Annotated in this window: 14 protein-coding genes; 4 read left to right on the forward strand and 10 right to left on the reverse strand. The window is 74.0% G+C overall.

All coding sequences use genetic code 11. The features are described 5' to 3' along the window. Window positions 1-97 precede the first annotated feature (97 nt). A complete protein-coding gene (locus CFW40_RS16260; RefSeq protein WP_088798575.1) occupies window positions 98-1,465 on the reverse strand; it encodes an aspartate aminotransferase family protein in 1,368 nt (455 codons plus the stop codon). Between the two features lie 185 nt (window positions 1,466-1,650). Next, window positions 1,651-2,481: a VTC domain-containing protein gene (locus CFW40_RS16265; RefSeq protein ID WP_088798576.1), complete on the reverse strand. Its 831-nt coding sequence runs from the start codon at window positions 2,479-2,481 to the stop codon at window positions 1,651-1,653. A gap of 475 nt (window positions 2,482-2,956) precedes the next feature. Between CFW40_RS16265 and CFW40_RS16270 the strand changes: the two genes are divergently transcribed. Both CFW40_RS16270 and CFW40_RS36175 read left to right on the forward strand, forming a co-directional pair. After that, window positions 2,957-4,642 carry a serine/threonine-protein kinase gene (locus tag CFW40_RS16270; RefSeq protein WP_256331443.1) on the forward strand — a complete coding sequence of 562 codons (1,686 nt, stop codon included), beginning with the start codon at window positions 2,957-2,959 and terminating at the stop codon, window positions 4,640-4,642. A 193-nt stretch (window positions 4,643-4,835) separates the two neighbouring features. Further along, on the forward strand, window positions 4,836-6,653 hold the full coding sequence (locus CFW40_RS36175) for a serine/threonine-protein kinase (protein ID WP_107446786.1): 1,818 nt from the start codon (window positions 4,836-4,838) through the stop codon (window positions 6,651-6,653). Window positions 6,654-6,711: 58 nt separating this feature from the next. Here the strand turns inward: CFW40_RS36175 and CFW40_RS16285 are convergent, their stop codons facing one another. Next, entirely contained in the window at window positions 6,712-7,998 is a 1,287-nt protein-coding gene (locus CFW40_RS16285) for an adenylosuccinate synthase (RefSeq protein ID WP_086717212.1), read from the reverse strand. Window positions 7,999-8,204: 206 nt separating this feature from the next. On the opposite strand from CFW40_RS16285, the gene CFW40_RS16290 reads away from it, so the two are divergent. Together CFW40_RS16290 and CFW40_RS16295 are read left to right on the forward strand one after the other, a co-directional pair. After that, the gene (locus CFW40_RS16290) at window positions 8,205-9,176 is read left to right on the forward strand and encodes a hypothetical protein (RefSeq protein WP_256331442.1); all 972 of its coding nucleotides are present in this window, start codon (window positions 8,205-8,207) and stop codon (window positions 9,174-9,176) included. Window positions 9,177-9,544: 368 nt separating this feature from the next. Further along, on the forward strand, window positions 9,545-10,009 hold the full coding sequence (locus tag CFW40_RS16295; protein ID WP_088798579.1) for a calmodulin-binding protein: 465 nt from the start codon (window positions 9,545-9,547) through the stop codon (window positions 10,007-10,009). A gap of 81 nt (window positions 10,010-10,090) precedes the next feature. On the opposite strand, the gene CFW40_RS16300 is transcribed toward CFW40_RS16295, so the two are convergent. From CFW40_RS16300 to CFW40_RS16330, 7 genes are all read right to left on the reverse strand, one after another. Further along, window positions 10,091-10,747 carry a response regulator transcription factor gene (locus CFW40_RS16300; protein ID WP_088798580.1) on the reverse strand — a complete coding sequence of 219 codons (657 nt, stop codon included), beginning with the start codon at window positions 10,745-10,747 and terminating at the stop codon, window positions 10,091-10,093. Next, window positions 10,744-12,111: a sensor histidine kinase gene (locus CFW40_RS16305; protein WP_371127119.1), complete on the reverse strand. Its 1,368-nt coding sequence runs from the start codon at window positions 12,109-12,111 to the stop codon at window positions 10,744-10,746. The genes CFW40_RS16300 and CFW40_RS16305 overlap by 4 nt, the downstream gene beginning before the upstream one ends. 67 nt (window positions 12,112-12,178) lie before the next feature. Further along, window positions 12,179-13,069 carry a S9 family peptidase gene (locus tag CFW40_RS16310; protein ID WP_256331441.1) on the reverse strand — a complete coding sequence of 297 codons (891 nt, stop codon included), beginning with the start codon at window positions 13,067-13,069 and terminating at the stop codon, window positions 12,179-12,181. Continuing rightward, window positions 13,066-14,376 (reverse strand): kynureninase, encoded by a 1,311-nt coding sequence (kynU, locus tag CFW40_RS16315; protein ID WP_088798581.1) that lies wholly within the window; start codon window positions 14,374-14,376, stop codon window positions 13,066-13,068. The genes CFW40_RS16310 and kynU overlap by 4 nt, the downstream gene beginning before the upstream one ends. Next, window positions 14,369-15,277, reverse strand: a complete 909-nt coding sequence (locus CFW40_RS16320) for a tryptophan 2,3-dioxygenase family protein (protein WP_088798582.1) — start codon at window positions 15,275-15,277, stop codon at window positions 14,369-14,371. Before CFW40_RS16320 ends, kynU begins: the two co-directional genes overlap by 8 nt. Before the next feature lie 228 nt (window positions 15,278-15,505). Further along, complete coding sequence (locus CFW40_RS16325) at window positions 15,506-15,919, reverse strand: DUF3151 domain-containing protein (RefSeq protein ID WP_088798583.1); 414 nt, start codon at window positions 15,917-15,919, stop codon at window positions 15,506-15,508. Window positions 15,920-16,118: 199 nt separating this feature from the next. Next, window positions 16,119-17,693 (reverse strand): MFS transporter, encoded by a 1,575-nt coding sequence (locus CFW40_RS16330; protein ID WP_088798584.1) that lies wholly within the window; start codon window positions 17,691-17,693, stop codon window positions 16,119-16,121. Window positions 17,694-17,709: the final 16 nt, after the last annotated feature.

The raw sequence follows: 17,709 nt of genomic DNA on the forward strand, positions 1-17,709 counted from the left end.
AGGGCCGTACCGCGTTGCCGCCCGAGGTTACCGTCGGTCCGCCGGACGACACGTCCGTGACCTGCGGTTCCGCCTCCGGCGGCGTCGCCCGGGGGGCTCAGACGGTGTGGGCGTCGGCCGCCGTCAGGGCCTCGTCGAGGGCGGCCAGGCCCTGCTTGGCCTCGGCCTCGGTGATGGTGCAGGCCGGGACGACATGCGTCCGGTTCATGTTCACGAACGGCCACAGGCCGCCGCGCTTGCAGGCCGCGGCGAATTCGGCCATCGGGGCGCCCGCGGCACCGGCGGCGTTGTAGGGGACCAGCGGCTCGCGGGTCTCCTTGTTGCGGACCAGGTCGAGCGCCCAGAAGACGCCCAGGCCGCGGACCTCGCCGACGGACGGGTGGCGCTCGGCGATCTCGCGCAGCGCGGGGCCGATGACCTTCTCGCCGATCTCGGCGGCGTTCTCCACGATCCGCTCCTCGGCCATCGCGTTCATGGTGGCAACGGCGGAGGCGCAGGCCAGCGGGTGTCCTGAGTAGGTCAGACCGCCCGGGTAGGGGCGCTGGTCGAAGGTCGCGGCGATCTCGGCGCTGATCGCGACGCCGCCCAGCGGGACGTAGCCGGAGTTGACGCCCTTGGCGAAGGTCAGCAGGTCGGGGGTGACGCCGAAGTGGTCGGCGGCGAACCACTTGCCCGTACGGCCGAAGCCCGCCATCACCTCGTCGAGGATGAAGACGATGCCGTGGCGGTCGCAGATCTCCCGGACCCCGGCGAGGTAGCCGGCCGGCGGGACCATGATCCCGGCGGTGCCGGGGATGGTCTCCAGGACGATCGCCGCGATCGTCTGCGGCCCCTCGAAGGCGATGGTCTGCTCGAGGTGCGCGAGGGCGCGCTCGCACTCCTGCTCCTCCGTCTCGGCGTGGAAGGCCGAGCGGTAGAGGAACGGGCCCCAGAAGTGGACGACACCGGCCGAGGCGGTGTCGGAGGGCCAGCGGCGGGGGTCGCCGGTCAGGTTGATCGCGGTGGCGGTGGCGCCGTGGTACGAGCGGTAGGCGGAGAGCACCTTGGCGCGGCCGGTGTGCAGGCGGGCCATGCGGACCGCGTTCTCCACGGCCTCCGCGCCGCCGTTGGTGAAGAAGATCTTGTCGAGGTCGCCGGGGGTGCGCTCGGCGACCAGCCGCGCGGCCTCGGACCGTACGTCCACGGCGAATCCGGGCGCGATGGTGCACAGCTTGGCGGCCTGCTCCTGGATCGCCGCGACGACCTTGGGGTGCTGGTGGCCGATGTTGGTGTTGACCAGCTGCGAGGAGAAGTCGAGGTAGCGGTTGCCGTCGTAGTCCCAGAAGTACGCGCCCTCGGCGCCGGCGATCGGCAGCGGGTCGATCAGGCCCTGCGCGGACCAGGAGTGGAAGACGTGCGCGCGGTCGGCGGCCTTGACGGCCGCGCCGGTTGACGGGTCGGCGGAGGCGGAGGGCGTCGTGGTCACGGTCAGTACCTCGGATCGGGTCGCTCGGGTCCGCCGTGGAACGGTCGCGGCGAACGCCCTCAGCGTAGGGATCACGGTCCGCCGGGCGGTACCGACACTGTGTGTGACTCCACCCACGACGCGCGGACATTCTGTCCAGAATCGTGGGCTGCCGGCTGCCGTGGCCCGTGGCACGGACCGGGTGGTCAGGCGGCCGTGGGAAAAGCCGTCCGTACCGCCTGGCGCCAGTGGTCGGCGGCCAGGTCCGGGCGCAGGGCCGACAGTCCGCCGCAGTAGCGGGTGAAGGCGGCGGCCCGGACGCCGTGGCCGTGCAGCAGCCGGTCCGCGTCGGTCAGCCGGTCCGCGTCGGTCAGCCGGTCCGCGTCGGTCAGCCGGCCGGCGGTCCGGATCTCGACGAGGACCAGTCCGCCGTCGGCGCGTACCGTGCGGCCGGACTCCGGGTCCCGGCAGCGCAGCGCGGCGTCACAGGTGATGCGCCGGCCGTCCGCGACGAAGGTGGCGCGGGTGTAGTCGGTCTCCAGGGCGCCGTCGAGGTCGGTGGGGGCCGGGAGGCCGTAGGCGCGGTCCAGTACGGCGGTGAGGAAGCCGCGCGGGGCCGCGCCGAGTGCCGGGTCGCCCGGCAGCAGCGGCTGCCGGTGCTTGACCGTCTCGCCGCGCCGTCCCGTGAGCTTGACCTCGAACTGCCGCTGCCCGATGTCCTCGTAGTGCCGCTCGCGGATCGTGTAGCGCAGTGGCAGACCCTGCCGGTGGTCGTGGAAGGAACGCAGGTCAGGGGTGTCGTAGTGGAGGGAGCGGTAGCGGAACCAGCGGCGTCCGTTGATGCACAGCGCCGCGAACGGGCCGCCCGGCCTGCGGTGGTCGGTGAGTTCGGCCGCGAAGGCGGCGAAGACCTCGACCGGGACGAGGTAGCGGCGGTCGAAACGGGCGAGGAGTTCGGCCCGCGCCTGGACGTCGGCGAGCGGTACCGGGCGTGCGGCCATGGCGGCACGGGCGAGGGCGCGTACGGCGGGAATCACACGGTCTCCTTGGCGGTTGAAGGGCGAGAGAAGGGGCGTGCGGGGCCGGGGGGGCGCGCTGTTCCGTCGTTGTTCCGTATCGGTTCCCTTGCGGTCCCGATGTCCGGCTGTCGGCGTGGTGTCGCGGGCGGAGCCGAGGGCGGGCCGGGGTCGCGGTGGTCGTCGAGGTACGCGTACGACGATCCTCGTCTCCGGAAAGTTCCGGGAAAGTTCCGGGACGCGGAAAAAGACATCCGGGAACGTCGCATCCCGGCCACGGGCGGGCGGTTCATGGCGGTGCTGCCGGAACGCTGCGCGGCGCGGGACGAGTTGGCCGGGGCCCCGGGTGCCGCCGGCTGCGGAGGCATGACGGGCCCGCGGCCTGCCGGGGGCCGGGGGGCGCTCGATATCCTCACGCGGAGGAGGCGGCGCGGGCAGCACAGGCGGCCCGCCCACTCTCCCGGGGGGCGGATTCGGGGGGAAGGGGCGGAAGATCGTGGAACGGCCAGGACAAGCGGGGCGACTGGGGTGGCAGCGGCTGCTGGGGCGCGCGGACGGGCCGGCGGGGCTGATGCCGCTGGATGCACAGGATCCGCCGCGGATCGGGGACTACCGCCTGCTCGGGCGGCTCGGCGAGGGCGGCATGGGGCGGGTGTTCCTGGCCCGTTCGGACCGCGGCCGTACGGTCGCGGTCAAGCTGGTGCGGGCGGAGCTGGCCGGTGAGGAGGAGTTCCGGGCACGCTTCCGGCGGGAGGTGCGGGCGGCCCAGCAGGTCGCCGGGGAGTGGACCGCGCCCGTACTGGACGCGGACACCGAGGCCGAGACCCCCTGGCTCGCCACGGGCTATATCGCGGGGCCTTCCCTGCAGCAGGTCGTCGGCGGCAGCGGCACCCCGCTGCCCGAGCGGACGGTACGGATCCTGGCCGCCGGGCTGGCCCGCGCGCTGGGGTCGATCCACGCCGCCGGAATCATCCACCGCGACCTCAAGCCCTCCAACGTGCTGCTCACCATCGACGGGCCGCGGGTCATCGACTTCGGCATCGCGCGGGCCCTGGAGGCGGTGTCCGGCCACGGCGTGACGCATACCGGCGGGGCGATCGGCTCGCCGGGCTTCATGTCGCCGGAGCAGGTGCGCGGCGCGCCGCTGACCCCGGCCTGCGACGTCTTCAGCCTCGGTGCCGTGCTGGCGTACGCGGTGACCGGGCGAGCGCCGTTCGGGACGGCCGACAGCCTCGCGCACGCGGTGATGTTCCGCATCGCCCAGGAGGAGCCCGACCTCTCCGCGGTGCCCGAGGGACTGCGCGGGCTGATCGCCGGCGCGCTCGCCAAGGACCCCGCACAGCGGCCCACGCCCGCGCAGTTGGTGGCGCAGGCGGAGGGCGGCAGCGGTGGCGGGGGCCGGCCGGGAGCGGACGACGAGCCGTGGCTGCCGGGGGCGTTGACCGCCCGGCTGGGGCGGCACGCCGTGGAACTGCTGGCGGCGGAGAACCCGCAGAACCGGGACACCGCCCGGGACGGGGAGCCGCCCACCGCCGTCGTGCCCACCCCCTCGGCACCGGGCCGCGCCCCGGCCACGCCGCCACCGCCGTCCCGGGGCCCGGCGGCGTACTCACCCGCCGCCACGGCACCGCACCCTGACGCGGCGTCGGTCCCCGCCCCGGCCGGTAAGCCGTCGCGCCGCCGCGGGGCCGGTGCCGCCCTGGTCACCGCGGCCGCGCTGGTGCTCGCCGGGGCCGGTGCGGTCGCCGCGTACGCCCTGATGAGCGCGGACGGCAGCGGCCTGCGCTCGACGGACGCCGGCGACGCGGGCGGCAGCGGCGCCCGGAGGACGGCGGAGTCCGCGAAGGGCAGGCTTCCCGCCAACTACCTGGGCACGTGGGAGGCGAGGCTGGGCGACTCCCACGACGAGGTCCGGCGCTTCACCCTCGCGCAGGGCAAGCCCGGTGACATCGTGCTGACGATGACGGCGACCGGGGCGGACTACCGCTGTGAGTTCGCCGCCGCCCTGTCGAATACGGGGCCGCCGGTCCGCCTCGGCCCCTCCACCGTGGTCTCCGGGCCGGACGGCTGCTCCCCGGGCTCGGCGAGCACCCTGGAGATGGTGAACGGCAAGCTGCGCCGCACCTCCGACGACGGGAAGGCGCTGACGTACCGCAAGCTGCCGTCCGACAAGAGGAGCTGACGGCCCGTAGGAGCTGACGGCCGCGCTCCCCTTCCCGCGCCCCGTCACGCCCCTCGCTCCCGTCCGGGCACCGATTGTTCCCCCGTCGTGACGATCCCCCGGCCCTGGCGCGATCCCCGGCCGCCTACGCTCGGAGCACGCCTGCTGCCGGAACGCGCCTCAGGCACACCACGAGACGGGGGAGGGCGCCCGGATGGACGGCCTGCGGGGGCTGACGGCCGACGATCCGCAGTGGATCGGGGACTACCGGCTGCTCAGCCGTCTCGGCAGCGGCGGAATGGGGCGGGTCTACCTCGCCCGTTCCGAGGGCGGCAGGACCGTCGCCGTGAAGCTGGTGAAGGCCGAACTCGCCGTGGAGGAAGAGTTCCGGGACCGTTTCCGGGCCGAGGTCGCGGCCGCGCGGCGGGTCGGCGGCCGGTGGACCGCGCCGGTGCTGGACGCCGACACCGAGGCCGCGATCCCATGGGTCGCCACCGGCTATATCGCGGGCCCCACCCTGAGCGAGGTCGTCGGCGGCACCTACGGCCCCATCCGCAACCCGGGCCCCCTGCCGGAGTATTCGCTGCGGCGGCTGGCGTACGGGCTGTCCTGCGCGCTGCGCGACATCCACGGCGTCGGCCTGGTGCACCGCGACCTCAAACCGTCCAATGTGCTGCTGACCATCGACGGGCCGCGGGTCATCGACTTCGGCATCGCGCGGGCCCTGGACGCGGTCGGGGACCGGACCCGGACCCGCACCGGCACGGTGCTCGGCTCGCCCAGCTTCATGTCGCCCGAGCAGGTACGGGGGCTACGCGCCGGCCCGGCCAGCGACGTCTTCTGCGTGGGGTCGGTGCTGGCGTACGCGGCGACCGGGCGGCAGCCGTTCGGCAATATCCACTCGGGCTTCCACGCCGTGATGTTCAAGATCGCCCAGGAGGAGCCCGAGCTGACGGGGGCGCCGGACGGCATCCGCGGCCTGATCCAGGACTGCCTGGCCAAGGACCCGGCAGCGCGGCCCACCCCCGGGGAGATCGCCGACCGCATGGGGCCGGTGCCCGGCGGCCCCTCGGCCGCCCCCTGGCTGCCGGCCGACCTGCTCGCGCGCCTGGGACAGCACGCCGTACGCCTCCTGGACACCGACACCCCGCCCGGCGGCCAGCCGCCGACACTCTCGTCCACCAGGGTCACGCCCCCTCCCACGCCCGCTCCCCCGGCCGAGGCGGCACCGTCCCGGTCCCGCCGCCCCCGCTGGCTCCCCCTCCTCGCCACCGCCGTCGCCGCGGCCGCCGCCACCGCCGTCGCGGTCCCGCTGCTGAGCGGCGGCGCGGATGCCGGCGAGAGCCCGTCCGACATCCCCGCACGTTTCGTCGGCACCTGGTCGGGCCCGGTGCTGCGGGACGGGGAACCCACCGGGGGGCAGCGCCGGTTCGTGATCATCAACGGCAAGGCCGGCGAGGTGGTCGCCAACAGCACCAGCCTCGGCACGACCTATGAGTGCCGCAGCGACGCCAAGCTGGTGTCCGTCACGGCGCACCACGGGCATCCGGCGCTCCGGCTGGACACCACGGTCGTACGGTCCGTGCCCGAGGGCCGCTGTGCCGCGCTGGGCGAGCACACCCTCGAAGCCGGCGACGGCGGCACCCTGACCTGGGCGGCGGCCGGCCGCACCGCGACGCTGCACCGCACCGCCCCGGCCGAGGAGTCCGTCCCCGACGGCTACCTCGGCACCTGGCAGCAGCCGGACGCCGACGGCTACGGAAGCCGGCGGCTCACCCTCAAGCGGGCCCCGGTGGGCAGCACGGTCCTGACCCTCGTTGTCGCAGGCCGCGGCGGCCGCTGCACGGCGCATGCCGACCTCTACTCCGCAAAGGGCGGCCAACTGACCGTCGGCCCCTCGGTCGTCGACCGGCCCGCCCCCGGCTGCGCCCCGGGCAGCAGCTCCCTCCTCCGCCTGAACGGCGACGGCACCCTGCACCGCGAGTTCCTGGACGGCGACAAACAGCCGCGCACCTACTCCAGAGCGGAGTAGGTGCGCGGCTGTTTGTCGCCGTCCGCCGCCAGGTCCCCGGAGACCCCGCGGGGTGTGGCTAGGACAGGAACGAGTTGATCTCGATCGTCTCGTCGCGGCCGGGGCCGACGCCGATCGCGGAGATCGGGGCGCCGGACATCTCCTCCAGGGCCTTGACGTAGGCCTGGGCGTTCTTCGGCAGGTCGGAGAAGGACTTCGCCTTGGTGATGTCCTCGGACCAGCCCGGCAGCGTCTCGTAGACCGGCTTCGCGTGGTGGAAGTCGGACTGGCTGTAGGGCAGCTCCTCGACGCGCTTGCCGTCGATCTCGTAGGCCACGCAGACCGGGATCTGCTCCCAGCCGGTGAGCACGTCGAGCTTGGTGAGGAAGAAGTCGGTCAGGCCGTTGACGCGGGTGGCGTAGCGGGCGATGACCGCGTCGAACCAGCCGCAGCGGCGGTCGCGGCCGGTGGTGACCCCGCGCTCGCCGCCGATCCGGCGCAGCGCCTCGCCGTCCTCGTCGAACAGCTCGGTCGGGAACGGACCGGCGCCGACGCGCGTCGTATAGGCCTTGAGGATGCCGATGACGCGGTTGATCTTCGTGGGGCCGACGCCGGCGCCCGTGCAGGCGCCGCCCGCGGTCGGGTTCGAGGACGTGACGAAGGGGTACGTGCCGTGGTCGATGTCCAGCAGCGTGCCCTGGCCGCCCTCGAAGAGGACCACCTTGTCGTCGTCGAGCGCCTTGTTGAGGATCAGGGTGGTGTCGGCGACATAGCCCTTGATCTTGTCGGCGTAGCCCAGCAGCTCCTCGACGACCTGGCCGGCCTCGATGGCGCGGCGGTTGTAGAGCTTGGACAGGAGCTGGTTCTTGACCTCCAGGGCCGCCTCGACCTTCTGCATGAGGATCGACTCGTCGTAGAGGTCCTGCACCCGGATGCCCACGCGGTTGATCTTGTCGGCGTAGGTCGGGCCGATGCCGCGCCCGGTGGTGCCGATCTTCCGCTTGCCGAGGAACCGTTCCGTCACCTTGTCGACGGTGATGTTGTACGGCGTGATCAGGTGCGCGTTACCGCTGAGCAGCAGCTTGGACGTGTCGACGCCGCGCTCGTTGAGTCCGCTCAGCTCGGAGAGCAGGACCGCCGGGTCGACCACGACACCGTTGCCGATGACCGGGGTGCACCCCGGCGAGAGGATTCCGGAAGGGAGAAGGTGCAGCGCGTACTTCTGGTCGCCGACGACGACCGTGTGGCCGGCGTTGTTGCCGCCCTGGTAGCGCACCACATAGTCAACGGACCCACCGAGCAGGTCGGTGGCCTTTCCCTTGCCCTCATCACCCCACTGAGCACCGAGCAGCACAAGTGCGGGCACAGGCGTACACCCCTTCCGGGCGGGGCATGTCCAACGTGCGTGGATGCCGTGGCGTTGCGTGTTCACGCGCACGTCATCGCTGGAGACATCGGACCGGTGCCCCGGAATAGACGAAGCCCCTGGCGCAATAGCGCAAGGGGCTCTTGCACCGAGATGCTACCTGAGGAAGGACCGAGGTGTCGGCGCAGCCTTCTGGGCACTTTCCCGTGGACTCCGTCCGGGGGCACCCCCTGCTCGTGGTCATCGACCCGCTCGCCCGCAGTACGGACGGCGAGTCCGTGCGGATCGCGAAGGATGTCCTGTGTGCGGGCGCGGGGGCGAAAATCTGCCTTCCGGAAGGGCCGGAGGAATTCGCCCGGGTCCTGGCCCGGCGCGGCCACCGGCGGCCGGTGGTGATCGGTGACGACCGGGCGCTGCTGCGGGTGGTGGGCCTGCTGCACAAGGAACGCGAGCTGGCCGCGGTGCCGCTGTCGATGGTCCCGGTGGGCGCTCCGGCCGCCGTGGCGCTGAGCCGCGCGCTGGGCGTCCCCACGGACCCGGTGGCCGCCGCGCGCGCCGTCCTGGACGGCGGAGAGCGGGCGCGGGACCTGCTCACGGACGACAGCGACGGCATCGTGCTCGGCGGGCTGCGGATCCCCTGCGGGAGCGCGGCGGCCCGGCAGGGCGGCGGGGTGTATGTGCCGGCGGCGGCCTCCGCGGTGACCCCGGCGGATCCGCGGGAGGCCGTGGAGGCGCCGGACGGCCCGGCGGGCGGCCTCGACGGACACCGGCCGTGGTGGCAGCCGGCCGCGCGGACCGCCCGTACGGCGCTGTCGCTGCTGGCCGCGCCGGCCGCCGGGCTGGGCGGGCGGCGCGCACGGGTGCCGGGGCAGCGGCTGCGGATCGAGGCGGACGGGGTGCTGCTGGCGGATCTGGACCGGCCGGTGCGCGGGGTGTCGGTGGCGCCCGGCGGACGGGCGGGAGCGGACGGGCTGCGGCCCGGGGCCCAGGACGCGCTGGCCGAGGTGGTGGTGCACTGGCCGGACGGGGCCCGGCCGGTACGGACCCGGGCGCGGGCGGTGACGGTGTCCGGCGCGGACTTCCACTACCGGGCGGATGCGGTCGTCGGCGGGCCGGTCAGGACCCGTACCTGGACCCTGCAGCCGGGGGCCTGGCGGCTCCAGCTGCCCCGGGGGTGAGCGCGGGCTCGGGCTGAGCGCCGGGCCGGCGTTCTGCCGTACGGCGCCGGGCGGGCATACCGCTCGTACGACGCCGAGCCCGGGGTCCCGCTCGTACCGCACCGATCCCGGGATCTGGCTCGCACGGCCGGTCGGGCCAGGATTCCGCTCGCAGGGCGGGGCGGGCCGGCGGGCCTGTGCGGGTGCGGAGCCGGCGCGCTCTGCCCACAGGGTGTGGACAGAGCACAGAAATCCCCCGACGGCCAGTCACTCCTCGCGATTTCACCTGCCCGCGCGTTAACCCGTAGTAACTCTGGAGCAATGCGTGACGCTCCGGTTACTTTCCGTATGCACGGCCGTGACCACGGCCCGCGGCACCGGAGGGGTTCATGCCACGCATCACCACCAAGATCGGCATGCTGGCGGCGGCAGCACTGCTCGCCGTCGCGGCGGCCGGGCCCGCCCAGGGCAAGCAGGCGAGCGACGCCGCACACCGCACCGGGGACGCATCGGCGGCCTACTTCGTGATGACCGACGTCACCCGCGAGGAATTCGTCATCAAGCTCACCGACCCCCGCAAGATCCAGCACGCCCGGGACCTGCTGAGCGGCGCGTCCCACTCCGAGCCGCATGTCATCGGCAGGATCGAGAAGCGCCCCGCCCCGTACAACTGGCGCTGGAGCTTCCATCTCCGTCCGGAAACCATCGACTTCTTCGACTTCGCCATCGAGGTCTGTGACGCCACCACGCCCTATGTCGAAGAGCATCTGGACGAGGCCGGCGGGCCGTTCCTGCCCGGCCTGGTCTGGTGTCCCTGGACGTCGAGGCTGGTGCGGGAGGTCCCCCAGCCGTAGGGCCTGAGGTGACGGGCCGCCGGCCGGGCACCGCCCGCCGGCGGCCCGCGCCGTGCGCCCCGCCACTCGCCGCCGCGGGCCTCAGCCCCCCGGTGTCACCAGCCGCGCCTCGTACGCGAACACCGCCGCCTGAGTGCGGTCGCGCAGCCCCAGCTTCACCAATATCCGGCTGACATGCGTCTTCACCGTCGACTCGGCCACGACGAGGTGCTCGGCGATCTCGCCGTTCGACAGGCCCTGGGCCACCAGCACCAGGACCTCGGTCTCGCGCTCCGTGAGATCGGCGATGCGCTCCTGGGCGGGGGCGCGGGGGGTGCCGAGACGGGAGAACTCGGAGATCAGGCGCTTGGTGACGGTGGGGGCGAGCAGCGCCTCGCCGGAGGCGACGATGCGGACGCCGTCGGCGAGCTGGCCGGCCGAGGCGTCCTTGAGCAGGAAGCCACTGGCCCCGGAGCGCAGCGCCTGGTAGACGTACTCGTCCAGGTCGAAGGTGGTCAGCACCAGGACCTTGGCGTCCGCGTCGGCGGCCACGATCTCGCGGGTCGCCTCCAGACCGTTCATCTCCGGCATCCGGATGTCCATCAGGACGACATCGGGCTTGAGGACCGCGACCTTGTGCACCGCCTGCCGGCCGTCCACCGCCTCCCCGACGACCTCGATGTCCGGCATGGCGTTGAGCAGGACGGAGAAGCCCTCGCGGACCATCACCTGGTCATCGACGATCAGTACCCGGATCATGCCTTGCCCCCCACCGTGTTCTCGCCCGCCGTGCGCACCACCGGGAGGAACGCCGCGACCTCGAAGCCGCCGTCCTCGGTGTGATCGGCCGTCATCTCGCCGCCCAGCATCTGTACCCGCTCCCGCATGCCCAGCACCCCGTGGCCCGCGCCCGGCGAGGGCTTGGCGAGGCGGCTCGGCGGACCGTTGACGATCCGTACGCCCAGCCCGCCCAGCACATAGGAGATCTCCACCCGGGCCTCGGCGCCCGGCGAGTGCCGCAGCGCATTGCTCAGCCCCTCCTGCACGATCCGGTACGCGGACAGCTCCACGCCCTGCGGCAGCGGCCGGGGCGCACCGGTGGTCACCGCCTCGACGGTCAGCCCGGCGCTGCGGACGCTGGCGAGCAGCGCGTCGAGGCTGGCGAGCGTCGGCTGCGGGGCCTCCGGATCGTTCTCGGCGAAGGCGTCCGGGTCGGCGGAGCGGACCACACCGAGGATGCGGCGCAGCTCGGCGAGCGCGGCGACGGCGTTCTCCCGGATCGTCGCGAAGGACGTGGCGAGCTCGGGCGGGGTGTCCTTGACGCGGTAGGGCGCCGCCTCGGCCTGGATGGCGATCACGGACATGTGGTGGGCGACCACATCGTGCAGCTCACGGGCGATGAGGGCGCGCTCCTCCAGGAGCGTGCGCCGGGAGCGCTCCTCCGCGGTGGCGGTCAGCGTCTCGACGACCTGCCGGCGCTCCTCACGCCAGGCGCGGATCGCGGCGGCGCAGGCCAGCACCACCCCGCAGAACACCGCGATCGGCGGCACATCGCCCGGCTCCCTCCCGAGGGACGCCGTGATCACGGCCGCCGTGGCGAAGGTGACCAGCCACATCTCGATGGCCAGCCGGGGCCGGGTGCGCAGCACCACGAGGACCATCACGGCGAGGTGGGTGGGGAAGGACGACTGTCCGAAGACGCTGACGTACGGGGACGAGAAGCCCGCGTAGACGAGCACCGACAGCACGAACGCGCCCAGCGAAAGCCAGTAGGCGCCCACCGGGCGGAAGAGCGTGAGCAGCGGGCCCGCGGCGACCACGGCGCTGAAGCCGGTGACCAGGAGGCCGCGCAGCGAGCCGCCGCCGTCGGCGTCGGCGAGGGTCGCCAGGAAGACGCACACCGAGAAGAAGCCGACGGCGAAGTGCGGCAGCCAGCGCGCCCAGTGCCGCAGCCGCTGCGGCAGGAAGGGCAGCCACCGGGACACCTTGGCGTCCTCCAGCGGCGGCATCGGGCGGAAGGCGAAGGCGCCGACGAACAGGTCCTGGCGCAGCCGGTGCAGTGCCCCGTGGGCTATCCGGGCCTCGGAACGCAGGTGGCTCTGCGTCTGGGTGGTGTCGTTCACGCTGACAAAGGTAAGCAACGACGGGCCCCGGGGCGTCCCCACCAGTGGGGATCTGCCGAGGTCCGCCTCAAGTACTACAGGTCCGGCGCAGTTGGGCGAAGAGTGTGTGACAGCTGGGGCTGCCGGGGGTGACGGGGCCGTAGTGACCGACGCCGGGCAGCTCGCGCAGGTCCGTGGTGCCGGGGCTGTGTGCGGCGTAGCGGCGGGAGAGGTCGATCGGGACGTCCGGGTCATCGGTGCCGTGCAGGATCGTGACCGGGACGCCGGCGGGCGGGTGGCACACCGGGTCGGCAGCGGCGATCCGTTCCGCGAGGCCGGGCCCGTCGCCGAGCAGTTCGGCGACCGCGCCGTTGCTCAGGCCCAGCGCATGGGCGCGGGCGAGGTCGGCGACCGGTGCGACGGCGAGGACACGGGAGACGCGGGTGCCGGGGCGGGCGGCGGCGAGCAGCGCGAGCTGGCCGCCCGCGGAGTGGCCGGCCAGCACCGGGTACCCGCCCCCCGGCAGCTCGCGCACCGCCGCCGCGAGGCCCGCCGTCACATCGTCGAAGGTCTGCGGCGCCCCGCCGCCCGCACCGACCCTGCGGTACTCGGCGAGCGCGACCGGCAGTCCCTGCGTGGCCAGTGCGGCGGCGAGCGGCGACAGATGGCGGCGGTCGTAGGCGGCGCGCCAGAAGCCGCCGTGCAGGAGGACGACCAGCGGGGGCCCGGCCCCCTGCGCCGGTGCCCCGTCGGCCGCCCTCGCCTCGTCCGTCCTCCGCTCGCCGTCGGCCACCCGCTCGCCCACGGGCGCCCGCTCGCCCTCGGCCGCCCACGTGTCCTCGGCCGCCCACGTGTCCTCGGCCGCCCACGGCAGGTACAGGTCGACGATCTGGTCCGGATGCGGCCCGTACGCCACCGTCCGGTCCGGCGCCACCGGGGCCAGCCCCAGCAGCGCCGCCTCCTCGTCCGCCGCGCTCACCCGCCGGCCCCGGCCGCCCCGGACTCGACCTCGGGCAGCGCCCTCAGCACCTCGCCGAGCACCCACGCCGCCCGCTCGGCGTCCGCGAACGAGGTGTAGAGCGGGGTGAAGCCGAAGCGCAGCACGTCGGGCCGGCGGAAGTCGCCGACCACCCCGCGCCGGATCAGCTCGTCCATCACCTCTTCCGCCGCGGGGGAGCACTCCAGCGACACCTGGCTGCCGCGCCGCCGGTGGTCGTACGGCGTGACGGAGCGGGCCCGGCCCGGCGGTACGTAGGTGTTCACGCACTCCAGGAAGAAGTCGGTCAGGGCGAGGCTTTTGGTGCGTACGGCCTCGATGGACACCCCGTCCCAGACCTCCAGCGCCGCCTCCAGGGCGAGCAGCGACAGGATGTCGGGGGTGCCGACACGGCCGCGCGCGATGCCCTCGGCGGGGACGTACGCGGGGTCCATGGCGAACGGATCGCCGTGCGAATTCCAGCCCGGCAGCGGCGATTCGAACCGCTCCTGGAGGCTTTCGCGGATGTAGAGGTAGGCGGGCGCACCCGGGCCGCCGTTGAGGTACTTGTACGTGCAGCCCACGGCGAGGTCGACGTGGTGCGCATCGAGGCCGACCGGCAGCGCCCCGGCGCTGTGGCACAGGTCCCAGACGGCGAGCGCGCCCGCGGAGTGCAGCGCGCGGGTGATGCCGGGCAGGTCGTGGAGCCGTCCGGTGCGGTAGTCGACGTGGTTGACCAGCGCCAGCGCGGTCCGCTCGGTGACCTCGTCGGCGATCCGGGCGGGCTCGACCGGGCGCACCGCGAGACCGGTCATCCGGGCCGCTGACCGGGCGATATAGCCGTCGGTCGGGAAGGTCGTGGCATCGACGAGGATCTCCGTACAGCCCTTGCCGGCCATCCGGACGCCGCCCACCACGGCCTTGAAGAGGTTGACGCTGGTCGAGTCGCCGACCACCACCCGGCCCGGTGCCGCTCCGATCAGCGGCGCGATCTTGTCGCCGACCCGCTCGGGCGCGGTCCACCAGCCGGACTCGGTCCAGGACCGGATGCGCAGCTCGCCCCATTCGCGGGCGATGACATCGGCGATCCGGCCGGGCACCGTACGGGGCAGCGCGCCGAGGGAGTTGCCGTCCAGGTAGACCCCGGCGTCGCCGGAGGCGTGATCGGGTGCGGCGTCGAGGACGAAGCGGTCACGGATCGCGGCGAGCGGGTCGGCGGCGTCCCGCTCCGCGGCCCGCGCGGCATGCTCGCGGGCGCCGGACGGCTCCTGAAGGCCGGCGTGGTCGGGGAATTCCGGGGTCTCAGACATGGCTGCGCGCCGTCCACAGCTCCGGGAAGACATTCTTGCGGGCCCGCTTCTCCAGCCAGGCCACCCCCGCGGAACCACCGGTGCCCATCTTCGCCCCCATGGCCCGCCGGGTCGCGACCAGGTGGTCGTTACGCCAGCGCCAGACCAGCTCGGCCACATCGGTCAGCGCCTCGCCGAGCCGGACGAGGTCGGAATCCTGCGGCCCGGCGTAGATCTCGGCCCAGACGGCCTCGACGGCCGGGTCGGCCTCGTAGCGCAGCGCGGGGTCCCGCCGGAGGACGGCCTCGGGCACGGCATGGCCGCGGCGGGCGAGCAGCCGCAGCACCTCGTCCCACAGGCTCGGCTCCTGGAGGGCCTTCTCCAGTTCGGCGTGCTCCCGCGCGGCGCCGCGGTGCGGCACCAGCATCGACGCGGACTTCTCGCCGAGCAGGAACTCCATCCGCCGGTACATGGCGGACTGGAAGCCGGACCCGTCGCCGAGCGCGCTGCGGTAGGCGTTGAACTGCGCCGGGGTCAGCCGGGCGAGCGGTTTCCAGGCGGCGTTCAGCGCCTCCAGCTCGTAGGTGGAGCGGCGCAGCGCCTCCTTTGCCTCCGCCAGGTCGTCGCGGCGCAGCGCCGCGGCGGCGGTGCTCCACTCATGGACGATGACGGTGAACCACAGCTCCATGACCTGGGTGGTGACCAGGAAGACCATCTCGCCGGGGTCGTCGGAGAGCGGGTGCTGCAGGTGGGTGAGGACGTCCGCCTGGACGTAGTCCTCGTACGGGGTCGTACCGCTGCTGCCGATGCTGAGATCCGGGGCGAACGGCGGGTCGGGCTCGGCGGTGCCGGCCGGTGCGGGGCCCGCTGCGGGTGCGGTCGAGGCGCTGTCCACGGGGTCGGTGGGAGACGGCTGCGACATGAGGGACTCCTCAGGTGCGAACTACCGGGTAGCGGTCCGCCCCTTCCTCGTCGGCTCGGGAGCCCCGGTCCCCTCGGGCGCGGGATGACCCGGCCCACTGGAAATGATCCGTGCTGGGCAGCGACCGCGCAAGGGCCGACCGCGATCACGCGGCCGGCCCATTGATCTTGCCCGGCTCCCCGCGGGAGGGCGACGGCCCTTACTGCGGGGAGAACCGGTGGCAGCCCCTCAGCTGAGGGTGTCGGCCGCGGTCGGCGAGGAGTCCCGCAGGAAGGTCGAGCAGCGCTCGTACTCCTCCTGCTCACCGATCGCCTGGGCGGCGCGGGCAAGGGCGTGCAGCGCCCGCAGGAAGCCGCGGTTGGGCTCGTGCTCGAACGGCACCGGGCCGTGGCCCTTCCAGCCGGCCCGGCGCAGCGCGTCCAGGCCGCGGTGGTAACCGGTGCGGGCGTAGGCGTACGACTCCACGACCCGGCCTTGCTCGAAGGCGTCGTCCGCGAGCTGGGCCCAGGCCAGGGAGGAGGTGGGGTACTTCGCGGCGACGTCGGACGGCGCCGTGCCCGAGGCGAGCAGTTCGCGGGGTTCCGGGTCGTCGGGCAGATGGGTCGGGGGCGGTCCCCCGAGCAGGTTCTCGTGAATGGCCATGCTCCCCAGTCTGCCTGGTCGCCGGGGCGGGGCGGGCGGCAGCCGGGATCTTGCCCCTGGGAGTGCGGCGGACGGGGCGGGACGGAGCGGATATGGGCGTGCCGGCGGCCTGGGGAGAGGGGCGTGCCGGCGGCCCGGGTGGGTGCCGGCGGCTGGCGGCTGGGGCGCGGCTACGGGCCCGGAGGCCTGGTCCGGGCTCCTAAGGCGCGTCCCCCTCGGCCGGCCGGCCCGGCTGTCCCCCGCCGCGCGGCAGCCGCTGGACCCGCCGGACCGTGGTCTCGCCCGGATCCAGCGGCGGTGCGCTCACCCCGCAGTGGTAGGTCGTCTCCGCCCGGCACGGCTCCTCGGCACCCGGTGCGGCGCGCAGCACATTGGCGCGTACGGTCAGCACGGCGATCAGCGCGCCGAGCACCAGGATGCCCGCGCACAACGGCATGGCCCGCCGGAAGGCCGCGCCGAATGCGTCCGCCGAGCGGTAGGCCTCCGGGCCGATGCCCGCCAGCAGCGGCAGCGCGGCCACCGCCATCAGGCTCGCGGCCCGCGCCGCCGCGTTGTTGATGCCACTGGCCAGGCCCGCCCGGTCCACGTCCACCGACGCCAGCACGGTCGAGGTGAGCGGCGCGACCAGCGTCACCATGCCCGCGCCCAGCACCACCAGCGCGGGCAGCACATCGGCGAAGTACGAGGCGCCCCGGCCCACCCGCGTCATCAGCAGCATCCCCGCGGCGCACAGCAGCGGTCCGACGGTGAGCGGAATCCGCGGCCCGATGCGCTGCCCCAGCTGGCCCGAGCGGGCGGACAGCAGCAGCATCAGCACGGTGGTGGGCAGCAGCGCGGTACCGGCCTGCAGCGCCGAGTACCCCACCACGACCTGGAGCTGGAGCACGGCGAGGAAGAAGAAGCCGCCGAACGCGGCGTAGACGCACACCGTCACGGCGTTGACGGCCGAGAACAGCCGGATGCCGAAGATCGCCGGGGGCAGCATCGGATCCTTCCGCCGCCGCTCGGCATGGACGAAGAGCACCCCGAGCAGCACCCCGGCCGCCGCCGGGACGATCACGCCGGGCCCCGCGCCCCCGCCCGGGGCGGCGATCAGCGCATAGGTCACCCCGGCCAGCGCCAGCGCCCCCAGCACCGCGCCGGACACATCGAAGCCGCGGCGCTCGCGGGCGTCCCGCTCCCGGGTCTCGGGGACGTGCCGCAGCGCCACCGGTACGCACACCGCCGCCAGCGGCACGTTCAGGAAGAACACCCAGCGCCAGCCCGCCCCGTCCACCAGCCAGCCGCCGATGAACGGGCCGACCGCCGCGGCCACACCACCGAGCCCCGACCAGGCACCGACCGCCCGCGCCCGGTCCTCGGGGTGGAAGACGGCCTGGATCAGAGCCAGCGAGCCGGGGGTGAGCAGCGCCCCGCCGACGCCCTGCAGGGCCCGGGCCGCGACCAGCACCCCGGCGCCCGGCGCGAGCCCGCACAGCAGCGAGGCAGCGGCGAACCACACCACGCCGATCACGAACACCCGGCGCCGGCCGAAGCGGTCGCCGAGGGCGCCGCCCAGCAGGATCAGCGAGGAGAGGGTGAGCATGTAGGCGGTGACGGTCCACTGGAGGACCGCCAGGTCCGTGTTGAGGTCCTTGCCGATCCTGGGCAGGGCGACATTGACGACGGTGCTGTCCAGCATCGCCATGCCGGACCCCAGCACGGCCGTCGCCAGCACCCACCGGCCCTGTGCCGAGGCCAGCCGGACCCCGCCGGGCGCACTCGGTTCGCTCATACCGCGAGCATGCCCG

It is taken from the genome of Streptomyces sp. 2114.4 (assembly GCF_900187385.1).
GTDB lineage: Bacteria > Actinomycetota > Actinomycetes > Streptomycetales > Streptomycetaceae > Streptomyces > Streptomyces mooreae.